Annotated in this window: 8 protein-coding genes and 1 pseudogene; 8 read left to right on the top strand and 1 reads right to left on the bottom strand. The window is 64.4% G+C overall.

From position 1 onward, the window contains the following. Positions 1 to 107 precede the first annotated feature (107 nt). The 8 genes and pseudogenes from PSEST_RS05925 to guaD form a co-directional block, all read left to right on the top strand. Positions 108 to 488: pseudogene (locus PSEST_RS05925) on the top strand (SDR family NAD(P)-dependent oxidoreductase); the annotation flags it as partial. 183 nt (positions 489 to 671) lie between these two features. Beyond that, complete coding sequence (locus PSEST_RS05920) at positions 672 to 2027, top strand: 8-oxoguanine deaminase (protein WP_015276097.1); 1356 nt, start codon at positions 672 to 674, stop codon at positions 2025 to 2027. A gap of 202 nt (positions 2028 to 2229) precedes the next feature. Next, the gene (locus tag PSEST_RS05915; RefSeq protein WP_015276096.1) at positions 2230 to 3321 is read left to right on the top strand and encodes a BMP family ABC transporter substrate-binding protein; all 1092 of its coding nucleotides are present in this window, start codon (positions 2230 to 2232) and stop codon (positions 3319 to 3321) included. A 137-nt stretch (positions 3322 to 3458) separates the two neighbouring features. Further along, positions 3459 to 4433: a 2-oxoglutarate and iron-dependent oxygenase domain-containing protein gene (locus PSEST_RS05910; protein ID WP_015276095.1), complete on the top strand. Its 975-nt coding sequence runs from the start codon at positions 3459 to 3461 to the stop codon at positions 4431 to 4433. Between the two features lie 161 nt (positions 4434 to 4594). Further along, entirely contained in the window at positions 4595 to 6043 is a 1449-nt protein-coding gene (gene xdhA, locus PSEST_RS05905) for a xanthine dehydrogenase small subunit (protein ID WP_015276094.1), read from the top strand. Next, on the top strand, positions 6036 to 8432 hold the full coding sequence (gene xdhB / locus PSEST_RS05900) for a xanthine dehydrogenase molybdopterin binding subunit (RefSeq protein ID WP_015276093.1): 2397 nt from the start codon (positions 6036 to 6038) through the stop codon (positions 8430 to 8432). Before xdhA ends, xdhB begins: the two co-directional genes overlap by 8 nt. Positions 8433 to 8533: 101 nt before the next feature. After that, positions 8534 to 9382 carry a xanthine dehydrogenase accessory protein XdhC gene (gene xdhC / locus PSEST_RS05895; protein ID WP_015276092.1) on the top strand — a complete coding sequence of 283 codons (849 nt, stop codon included), beginning with the start codon at positions 8534 to 8536 and terminating at the stop codon, positions 9380 to 9382. Between the two features lie 86 nt (positions 9383 to 9468). Continuing rightward, entirely contained in the window at positions 9469 to 10776 is a 1308-nt protein-coding gene (gene guaD, locus PSEST_RS05890; RefSeq protein WP_015276091.1) for a guanine deaminase, read from the top strand. Between the two features lie 191 nt (positions 10777 to 10967). On the opposite strand, the gene PSEST_RS05885 is transcribed toward guaD, so the two are convergent. After that, positions 10968 to 11840 (bottom strand): metal ABC transporter substrate-binding protein, encoded by an 873-nt coding sequence (locus PSEST_RS05885; RefSeq protein WP_015276090.1) that lies wholly within the window; start codon positions 11838 to 11840, stop codon positions 10968 to 10970. Between the last annotated feature and the right edge of the window lie 6 nt (positions 11841 to 11846).

The raw sequence follows: 11846 nt of genomic DNA, 5'->3' as shown, positions 1-11846 counted from the left end.
CTTGCAACACTCAGGCAGCGGTCGAATGCCGCAGGCCGCGCGAGCATCCCGCAGACGTCACTGTCGCGCTATTCTTGCCGGCCAGTCATGACTACCGAGGACGCACCATGCAAAAAACCGTACTCATCGTCGGCGCTTCCCGCGGCCTGGGCCTTGGCCTGGCGAAGCAGTTTTCCAGCGCAGGCTGGCAGGTGATCGCCACGGTACGCGATCCGCAGCACGCCGACACGCTGCGCCAGATACCGCAGCTGCGCGTCGAAACGCTGGATATGGACGATGCGGCCAGTGTCGATCAGCTCGCCGGACGCCTGGCGGGTACGAGGCTGGATGTGCTGTTCGTCAACGCAGGCGTCGCAGGCCCGCAGAACAAACCGGCCACACAAGCCACGCAAGCGGAAGTCGGCCAGCTGTTCTACACCAACGCGGTCGCACCGCTGCGCCTGGCCGAGCAACTGCTGCCACTGGTGGAGACTGACCAGGGCTTTGTCTGCGACAGGCTGAATTCGGTGCCGGATTCAAGACTGTTGCCACTAGCCAGGCCTTGGCAGCCCCTGTGACATCCCTTATCTTTTGGCCCGCGGCAGAGGCAGCCCCTCCGCCCCCCTGGATCAGCAGACAGGGCATAACTGAGCTGGCTACTCTGAACTCAACCCTTCAGGAGAAAGCCGGCCATGCCCGCTGACCGTATCTGGATCAAGAATCCCCTCGCTCTGTTCACCGCAAACGACCATCAGGCCCCCGGCGGACTGGTGGTCGAGAACGGCGTCATTGTCGAAATGCTCGCCACCGGGGCCTCGCCCGCGCTGCCGGTGGACGAGACCTTCGACGCCCGCGAGCACGTGGTGCTGCCGGGGCTGGTCAACACCCATCACCACTTCTACCAGACCCTCACCCGCGCCTGGGGGCCGGTGGTCAACGAGCCACTGTTCAACTGGCTGCTGACCCTCTACCCGGTCTGGGCGCGACTCACGCCAGAGGCATTGCAGCTGGCGAGCAAGGTGGCGCTGGCCGAATTGCTGCTGTCCGGCTGCACCACGGCAGCGGATCACCACTACCTGTTTCCGGGCGGGCTCGAGGATGCCATCGACATTCAGGTCGAGGCCGTCCGCGAACTGGGCATGCGCGCCATGCTCACCCGCGGGTCGATGAACCTGTCCAAGGAGAACGGCGGTCTGCCCTGCAAGAGCGTGGTGCAGGACGCCGAGACGATTCTTGCCGACAGCGAGCGGCTGATCGATCGCTACCACCAGCGCGGCGACGGCGCGCAGATCCAGATCGCCCTGGCGCCCTGCTCGCCGTTCTCGGTCACCACCGACATCATGCGTACCTGCGCAGAGCTGGCCGAAGCGCGCGACGTACGCCTGCATACGCATCTGGCCGAGACACTGGACGAACAGGAGTTCTGCGCGCAGCGCTTCGGCATGCGCACCGTGGACTACCTGCAGAGTGTCGGCTGGCTCGGCCCGCGGACCTGGCTGGCTCATGGCATTCACTTCAACCAGGTGGAGATTCATCGCCTGGGCGCGGCTGGCGTCGGCATCTGCCATTGCCCGAGTTCCAACATGCGCCTGGCCTCGGGCATCTGTCATACCCTGGAACTCGAGGAGAAGGGCGCCATCATCGGCCTGGGCGTCGACGGTTCGGCCTCCAACGATGCTTCCAACATGATGCTCGAGGCGCGCCAGGCGCTGTTCATCCAGCGCCTGCGCTACGGCGCCGAGAAGATCACCCCGCAGAAGGTGCTCGGCTGGGCCACCCGCGGCTCCGCACGCCTGCTCGGGCGCAGCGACATCGGCGAACTGGCGGTCGGCAAGCAGGCCGACCTCGCCCTGTTCAAGCTCGACGAACTGCGCTTCTCCGGCAGCCACGACCCTGTCGCCGCGCTGCTGCTGTGCGCCGCCGACCGTGCCGACCGGGTGATGGTCGGCGGCAAGTGGCGCGTCATCGACGGCCAGGTCGAAGGCCTCGACGTGCAGGGACTGATCGCCGATCACCAGCAGGCAGCCCGGCAGCTGGTAAACGGCTGACTGGTAATGATCCAAGCTTGCACCAAAGCTGGGCGCCGTGGATTACTGGCGCACCAGCGCAAGCCTCGACTGGCCCCCCAGTCGAGTCGAAGCGGCCGCAATCCGGTACAACCAAGGTATCTGTCCAGTTGGTCAGCTTTTTGCTAACCAGCTATCAGCCAACACAGGCTCTGTAGCTAGACAAACAGGAGCGTCACCCGCCATGCAGAACAACACTCGGAAAACCCTGCTGCGTGCACTTGCCGCAGCGATCGGCTTCAGCGCCGCACTGACGACCGCCGCGGCGTCGGCCGCCGATCCGTTGAAGGTCGGCTTCGTCTACATCGGCCCGATCGGCGACCACGGCTGGACCTACCAGCATGAGCAGGGCCGCAAGTACATGGAAGAAAAACTGGGCGACAAGGTGAAGACCAGCTTCGTCGAGAACGTGCCGGAAGGCGCCGATGCCGAGCGGGTCATCCGCAACATGGCCAAGAGCGACTACGACCTGATCTTCACCACCTCCTTCGGCTACATGAACCCCACGCTGAAAGTCGCCAAGCAGTTTCCCAAGGTCACCTTCGAGCACGCCACCGGTTACAAGCAGGCGAAGAACGTCGGCACCTACCTGACCCGTTCCTATGAAGGCCGCTACGTCGGTGGTTTCCTCGCGGCGAAGATGACCAAAACCAAGAAGATCGGCTACATCGCCTCCTTCCCGATTCCGGAAGTGATCCGCGACATCAACTCGATCCAGCTGGCTCTGGACAAGTACAACCCCGGCACCGAGATCAAGGTGGTGTGGGTCAACACCTGGTTCGATCCGGGCAAGGAAGCCGATGCCGCCAACGCGCTGATCGACCAGGGCGTCGACGTGATCTTCCAGCACACCGACAGCCCGGCGCCGATCCAGGCCGCCGAGCGTCGTGGCGTCTACTCCGTCGGTTACGCCTCGGACATGCAGCACTTCGGGCCCAAGGCCGTGCTGACCTCCATCGTCAACGACTGGGGCCCGCACTACACCAAGTCCGCCGAAGCGGTCATGGCCGGCACCTGGAAATCCGAAGACTTCTGGGGTGGTCTGGCCCAGGACAGCATCAGCCTGCCGATCAGCGATCTGGTGCCGGCCGATGTGAAGACCGAAGCCGAAGCGATCATCGCCAGCATCAAGAGCGGTGATTTCCACCCGTTCACCGGCCCGATCAAGGACCAGGCTGGCGAAGTGCGCATCGCCGAGGGCGAGACCGCCAGCATCAAGGACCTCGCTTCGATGAATTACTACGTCGAAGGCGTCAAGGCTGAAATGCCGAAGTAAGCGTTACCCGCGCCGGTCCGGCCGGCGCACTGCGGAATCTGCGTGCCGTCCCGCCACTTGGCGAACCGCACGCAGGGGGCATTGCCCTCGAAAGCCGCCGGTACGAGAAGACCGGCGGCGCCGTACCGGAGTCAGCCATGAATTCACTGCCCATCATCGATATTTCCCCGCTCTATAACGCCGACGAGGCCGGCCATCTGGCCGTCGCCGAGGCAATCGACCGCGCCTGCCGCGAGTGGGGCTTCTTCTACATCAAGGGTTATCCGATCAGCGCCGAGCGCATCGCCACGCTGAGCGAGCATGCCCGCCGCTTCTTCGCGCTGCCGGCCGAGCAGAAGCTCGAGATCGACATCACCAGGAGCCAGCACCACCGCGGCTATGGTGCCGTCGCCACCGAGCAGCTCGACCCGAGCCAGCCGTGCGACCTCAAGGAAACCTTCGACATGGGTTTCCATATGCCTGCCGATCATCCCGAGGTACTGGCCGGCAAACCGCTGCGCGGGCCCAACCGTCATCCGCTACAGCTCGAAGGCTGGACCGAGCTGATGGAAGGCCACTACCGCGACATGCAGGATCTCGCCTGCACACTGCTGCGTGCCATCGCGCTCGCCCTTGGCATCGAGCGCGACTTCTTCGACAAGCGTTTCGTCGAGCCCATCAGTGTGTTTCGCATGATCCACTACCCGCCCCGGCAGACGGCCACCAGCGCCGAACAACAGGGTGCCGGCGCGCACACCGACTACGGCTGCGTCACCCTGCTCTATCAAGATCAGGCCGGCGGCCTGCAGGTGCAGAACGTCACGGGCGAATGGATCGATGCGCCACCCATCGAAGGCACCTATGTGGTCAACATCGGCGACATGATGGCGCGCTGGAGCAACGACCGTTACAAGTCGACGCCGCATCGCGTGATCAGCCCGCTGGGCGTGGATCGTTACTCGATGCCGTTCTTCGCCGAGCCGCACCCGGACACCGAAATCAGCTGCCTGCCTGGCTGCTACAGCGACGAAAACCCACCGAAATACCCGAGCACGACGTGCAGCCGCTACATGCTCTCGCGCTTCGCCGAGACCTACGCCTACCGACGGCAGGGTGAGGCCGAACCCGTCTGAGCGGGCTTTAATTGCAGTATGAAAACCTGGGCGAGCGCATCGATACATCTCGCCCGAACTGCGCGCACCTGCCGCATTGACTTTTGAGTCAGGAATTAGTTGACCGAAAAGTCAGATAGCGATAGTTTGCGCGTCAGAACAACAACAGCGGAGGCATCGCCTTGATCCAGTTTCTCCTCAATCGAGAATTGCGCAGCGAGCGCGCGCTCGATCCCAACACCACGGTGCTGCAGTACCTGCGCGAGCATCGTGGCAAGACCGGAACCAAGGAGGGCTGCGCCTCCGGTGATTGTGGTGCCTGCACCGTGGTGGTCGGCGAGCTGGTGGATGACCGCCTGCGCTATCGCACCCTCAACTCCTGCCTGACCTTCGTTTCCGCGCTGCATGGCAAGCAGCTGATCAGCGTCGAAGACCTCAAGGACCAGGGCCGGCTGCACAGCGTCCAGCAGGCCATGGTCGACTGCCACGGCTCGCAATGCGGCTTCTGCACCCCCGGCTTCGTCATGAGCCTGTTTGCCCTACAGAAGAACGCCGGCGCGGTGAACGAATACGATCCGCACCAGACTCACGAAGCGCTGGCCGGGAACCTCTGCCGCTGCACCGGCTACCGCCCCATTCTTGAAGCCGCCGAACAGGCCTGCTGCGGTAAGCAGCCGGACCAGTTCGACGCCCGCGAAGCGGAAACCATTGCCCAGCTGAAAGCCATCGAGCCGCGTGAGACCGCCGAGCTGAACAGCGGCGACAAGCGCTGCCTCTCCCCGCTGACGGTGGACGATCTGGCCGACATCTACAGCGCCAACCCGGACGCCCGCCTGCTGGCCGGCGGCACTGACCTGGCCCTGGACGTCACCCAGTTCCACCGCGAACTGCCGGTAATGATCTACGTCGGCCATATCGCCGAGATGAAAAAGGTCGAGATAACGGACAGCAGCATCGAGATCGGCGCGGCCGCGCCGCTGACCGACTGCTATGCCGCGCTGGCCGCCGAGTACCCGGATTTCGGCGAGCTGCTGCAGCGCTTCGCCTCGCTGCAGATCCGCAACCAGGGCACGCTGGGCGGCAACATCGGCAACGCCTCGCCGATCGGCGACTCGCCGCCGCTGCTGATCGCCCTGGGCGCCGAAGTCGTCCTGCGCCACGGCGCCAGCAGCCGCGCCCTGCCGCTCGAGGATTACTTCATCGACTACAAGGTCACCGCACGTCAGCCTGGCGAGTTCATCGAGAAGATCATCGTGCCGCGCGCCACATCGGATCGCCTGTTCCGCGCCTACAAGGTTTCCAAGCGCCTGGACGACGATATCTCCGCCGTCTGCGCCGCCTTCGACCTGCAGATCACCGACGGTGTGGTTGCCGATGCCCGCGTTGCCTTTGGCGGCATGGCGGCGATCCCCAAACGTGCAGCGGCCTGCGAGGCGACCCTGAATGGCGCGCCGTGGAACCAGCAAACCGTGGAGGCGGCCTGTGAGGCACTGGCCGAGGACTTCACGCCGCTGACCGACTTCCGCGCCAGCCGCGAATACCGCTTGCTGGTCGCACAGAACCTGCTGCGCAAATGCTTCCTCGAACAACATGCTCCGAAGACCGAGACGAGGGTGACCGCTTATGTCTAACCACGTAACCACCCGCACTCAGGAAGAAATCGCGGCGCTGTTTACCCAGGACCTGGTCACCGGCGTAGGTCGCAGCGTCAAGCACGACAGCGCGCCCAAGCACGTCTCCGGCGAGGCGGTATACGTCGACGACCGCCTGGAATTCCCCAACCAGCTGCATATCTATGCGCGCATGAGCGAGCGTGCCCATGCCCGCATCGTGCGCATCGACACCGCACCCTGCTACCAGATTCCGGGCGTGGCCATCGCCATCACGTCGAAGGACGTGCCGGGCCAGTTGGATATCGGCGCCGTATTGCCCGGAGATCCACTGCTGGCCGACGGCAAGGTCGAGTACATCGGCCAGCCGGTTATCGCCGTCGCTGCCGACAGTCTGGAAACCGCGCGCAAGGCGGCAATGGCCGCGATCATCGAATACGAAGACCTGGAGCCGGTGCTCGATGTGGTCGATGCGCTGCACAAGAAACACTTCGTGCTCGACAGCCACACCCACCAGCGCGGCGACTCGGCGACGGCCTTGGCCAGCGCGCCGCGTCGGCTGCAGGGCTCGCTGCACATCGGTGGGCAGGAGCATTTCTATCTGGAAACCCAGGTGTCCTCGGTCATGCCCACCGAAGACGGCGGCATGATCGTCTACACCTCGACGCAGAACCCCACCGAGGTGCAGAAGCTGGTCGCCGAAGTGCTCGGCGTGCCGATGAACAAGATCGTCATCGACATGCGTCGCATGGGCGGCGGCTTCGGCGGCAAGGAAACCCAGGCCGCGGGACCTGCGTGCCTGTGCGCGGTGATCGCGCACCTCACCGGTCGGCCGACCAAGATGCGCCTGCCGCGCATGGAAGACATGACCATGACCGGCAAGCGCCACCCGTTCTACGTCGAATACGACGTAGGCTTCGACGATGACGGCCTGCTGCACGGTATCGAGATCGATCTCGCCGGTAACTGCGGCTACTCGCCGGACCTCTCCGGCTCCATCGTCGACCGCGCCATGTTCCACTCCGACAACGCCTACTACTTGGGCGACGCCACCATCAACGGCCATCGCTGCAAGACCAACCTGGCGTCGAACACCGCCTACCGCGGCTTCGGCGGCCCGCAGGGCATGGTCGCCATCGAGGAGATCATGGACGCCGTGGCGCGCGAGCTGGGCAAGGACCCGCTCGACGTGCGCAAGCGCAACTACTACGGCAAGACCGAGCGCAACGTCACCCACTACTACCAGACCGTCGAGCACAACATGCTCGAGGAGATGACCGCCGAGCTTGAGGCTAGTAGCGAGTACGCACGCCGCCGCGAGGAAATCCGCGCGTTCAATGCCGCGAACCCGATCCTGAAGAAGGGCTTGGCGCTCACGCCGGTGAAGTTCGGTATCAGCTTCACCGCGAGCTTCCTCAACCAGGCCGGCGCACTGGTGCACGTCTACACCGACGGCAGCATCCACCTGAACCACGGTGGCACCGAGATGGGCCAAGGCCTCAATACCAAGGTCGCGCAGGTGGTGGCCGAGGTGTTCCAAGTGGATATCGAGCGCATCCAGATCACCGCCACCAACACCGACAAGGTGCCCAACACCTCGCCGACGGCAGCCTCCAGCGGTGCCGACCTCAACGGCAAGGCGGCGCAAAACGCGGCGCAGACCATCAAGCAACGGCTGGTGGAGTTCGCCGCGCGCAAGTGGCAGATCTTCGAGGAAGACATCGAGTTCAAGAACGGCCAGGTGCGCCTGCGCGACCAGTACATCAGCTTCGATGAGCTGATCCAGCAGGCCTACTTCGGCCAGGTCTCGCTGTCCTCCACCGGCTTCTACCGCACGCCGAAGATCTACTACGACCGCAGCCAGGCGCGCGGGCGGCCGTTCTACTACTTCGCCTATGGCGCGGCCTGTTCGGAAGTGATCGTCGATACCCTGACCGGCGAATACAAGATGCTGCGCAGCGACATCCTGCATGACGTCGGCGCCTCGCTGAACCCGGCCATCGACATCGGCCAGGTCGAGGGTGGCTTCGTCCAGGGTCTGGGCTGGCTGACCATGGAAGAGCTGGTGTGGAACGACAAGGGCAAGCTGATGACCAACGGCCCGGCCAGCTACAAGATCCCGGCGGTGGCGGACATGCCGCTGGATCTGCGGGTCAAGCTGGTGGAGAACCGCAAGAACCCCGAGGACACCGTGTTCCACTCCAAGGCCGTTGGCGAGCCGCCGTTCATGCTCGGCATCTCGGTCTGGTGCGCGATCAAGGATGCGGTGGCGAGCCTGGCCGACTACCGGGCGCAACCGCAGATCGACGCACCGGCGACGCCCGAGCGCGTGCTCTGGGGCGTGGAGCAGATGCGCAAGTTGAAGCAGGCAGCGAGCAAGTCTGCGGCAACGCAGACGACTCCGGCCTGACGTAGGGTGGACAACGCTTTGCTTGTCCACCGTTAGCGCAACACGAATGTCCCGGTGGCGGCGCTTTGCACGCGCCACCGGGCGATACCAAGGACAGAACCATGAGCAACACGGTCTGGATCGACGCACTCGCCGACCTGCAACAACAAGGCGAACCCTGCGTGCTGGTGACCATCATCGAGGAGCGCGGCTCCACGCCGCGCAATGCCGGCTCGAAGATGGTGGTCAGCCGCGAACGCCTGTACGACACCATCGGCGGTGGCCATCTGGAATACAAGGCGCAAGAGATCGCCCGCGAAATGCTGGAAAAGCGCAGCCGTGACACCCGCCTCGAGCGCTTCTCCCTCGGCGCCAGCCTCGGACAGTGCTGCGGTGGCGCCACGGTGCTGCTGTTCGAGCCCATGGGCCAGCCGCAGGCGCATATCGCCGTGTTCGGCGCCGGGCATGTCGGGCGCGCGCTGGTGCCGCTGCTGGCCAGCCTGCCGTGCAAGGTGCGCTGGATCGATTCGCGCGATAACGAATTTCCCGCCGAGATTCCGCGCGGCGTGGAAAAGGTGGTCAACGACGATGTGGTCGAGGAAGTGGCTGACATGCCCGCCGGCAGCTACTTCATCGTCATGACCCACAATCATCAGCTGGATCTGGAGCTGACCGCCGCGATCCTTTCGCGCAACGATTTCACCTACTACGGGCTGATCGGCTCGAAGAGCAAGCGCGCCAGGTTCGAACACCGCCTGCGGGAGCGTGGCTTCCAGGCCGAAACGGTGCAACGCATGCGCTGCCCGATGGGCATCGCCGAGGTGAAGGGCAAGCTGCCGGTGGAAATCGCCGTGTCCATCGCCGGCGAAGTGATCGCCACCTACAACGCGAGCTTCGGTGACAAAGCAGCCGACGGTGAAAAACCGCTGCCGATGCTGGTCCCCGCTTCGCGCCGCGCCCGGACAAACTGACCACCCGACCTTGTGGCAGGCACGCCTTCGGCGGCGGCCTGCCCATGTCAACGCATCACCTCACACAACGATTTTCGAGAGTCACCATGCCCAGCACCAAAGCCTACCGTGCCGCCCTGCTCCACTGCCTCGCCGACCCGCGCGAAGTGGGCATCGAGCAATCCCATGAGTACTTCGAGGACGGCCTGCTGGTCGTCGAGGACGGCAAGGTCGCGCGCATCGGCCACGCCACCGAGCTGCTGCCGACCCTGGCGGCCGGCACCGAAGTGGTCGAATACCCGGATGCGCTGATTACCCCTGGCTTCGTCGATACCCATATCCACTACCCGCAGGTCGGCGTCATCGGCTCCTACGGCGCGCAGCTGCTCGACTGGCTGGAAACCTACACCTTCCCCAACGAGAGCCGTTTCAGCGACATGGCTCATGCCCGCGAGCAGGCCGAGCTGTTTCTCGGCGAGCTGCTGCGCAATGGCACCACCACCGCGCTGGTGTTCGGCACGGTGCACAAGCAGTCGGTGGACGCCTTCTTCGAGGCCTGCGAGAAGCGCAATCTGCGGATGATCGCCGGCAAGGTGCTGATGGACCGCAACGCCCCGGAGTTCCTCACCGACACCGCCGAGTCCGGCTACGCCGACAGCCGCGAGCTGATCGAGCGCTGGCACGGCAAGGGCCGCCTGCATTACGCCGTCACCCCGCGTTTCGCCCCGACCAGCACCCCGGAGCAGCTGACCCTGGCGGGCAAGCTGTTCGCCGAATTCCCCGACCTGTACATGCACACCCACATCTCCGAGAACAAACAGGAGGTCGAGTGGGTGAAGGAGCTGTTCCCCGAACGCACGGGGTACCTGGACGTTTACGACCACCACGGCCTGATCGGCCCGCGCTCGGTCTTCGCCCACGGTGTGCACCTGTGCGACGACGAGTGCAAACGCCTCGGCGAGACCGGCTCGGCGGTATCGTTCTGCCCCACCTCCAACCTGTTCCTCGGCAGCGGCCTGTTCGATCTGGCCAAAGTGGAAGGCTTTGGCGTGCGTGTCGGCCTGGGCACGGATGTCGGCGGCGGCACCAGCTTCTCGCAGCTCGCCAGCCTCAACGAGGCGTACAAGGTGCTGCAGCTGCAGGGCCAGAAGCTCGATGCGTTCAAGGCACTCTATCTCGCCACCCTCGGCGGCGCACGGGCGCTCTATCTGGACGACAGGATCGGCAACCTGCAACCGGGCAAGGACGCCGACTTCGTCGTACTCGACTACAAGGCGACGCCGCTGATCGACTATCGCCTGAGCCAGGCGACGACCCTGCAGGAAAAGCTCTTCGCCCTGATGATCCTCGGCGACGATCGCGCGGTGAAGGAAACCTACGCCGCCGGGGCCTCAGTGCATCGCAAGGTTTGCTGAACAGCCGATCGCGAACGTAATCATCAACAGTAGTTGATGCATGCCTGTTGAACGCGTGGATCGGGGAAGCGTGATCCACCCCACGGCTCGGAGCCAAAACCGCGGCCCGTAGGGTGGATGTCGCTTTTCACATCCACCACCGGTTCGCACGGAGCTCACTGAACGCGTGGATCGATGAAGCGTGATCCACCCTACGGCTTCAATGCGGCCATCAAGGTGTCGAGGTTGTGCTCGAACATGCCGATGTAGGTGCTGGCCGGGCCTTCGCTGGCCAGCGCATCCGAATACAGCGTACCGCCGACCGTTGCGCCGGCCTCGTCGGCGATCTGCCGGATCAGTCGCGGATCGCGAATGTTCTCGACGAAAACCGCCCGTCCCCCTTCGCTGCGAATCTGCCGGATCAGAGCCGCGACTTCGGCCGCCGAAGGCTCGTCGTGGGTGGACAATCCTTGCGGCGCGATGAATTCGAGCTGCCAGGCCTGCCCCAGATAGCCGAATGCATCATGACTGGTCACCACCTTGCGCTGGCTGGCCGGCAAACCGGCGATCTGCGCGTCGGCCTTCTTCAGCAATGCGTGCAGGCGGGTCAGGTAAGCGTCGCGGCGCTCGTTGTAGACATCCCGGTTGACGGGGTCCAGTTCGCCGAGGGCCTTGGCGATGTTGCGCACGTAGATCTCGGCATTGGTCAGGCTCTGCCAGGCATGCGGATCGGGCACCCGCTCGCCATCTTCATCCAACATCAGCGGAACGACGCCCGCGCTGGCATTGATGCGTTTTCCCTCGGGTTGGCTGCTGGCCAGCACGCGCTCCAGCCAGGGTTCAAAGCCCAGCCCATTGGCGACGATCAGGGCGGCACGCAGCAGCGCCTTGGCATCGTCCGGGCTGGGCTCGTAGACATGCGCATCGGCATCGGCGCCGACCAGGTTGGTGAGTTCGATATGGTCGCCGCCCACTTCGCGGGTCAGGTCGGCGAGGATGCTGAAGCTCGTCACCACCTGCAGTTTTTCAGCGGCTTGAAGTGAGAGCGGGAGCCACAGGGCCAGCGCTAAAAGCAGGTAACGCATGTGAAT

Source organism: Stutzerimonas stutzeri RCH2 (assembly GCF_000327065.1).
Taxonomy (GTDB): domain Bacteria; phylum Pseudomonadota; class Gammaproteobacteria; order Pseudomonadales; family Pseudomonadaceae; genus Stutzerimonas; species Stutzerimonas stutzeri_AE.
The sequence above is the reverse complement of the archived record's forward strand: the minus strand, read 5'-3'. Positions and strand labels throughout refer to the sequence as shown.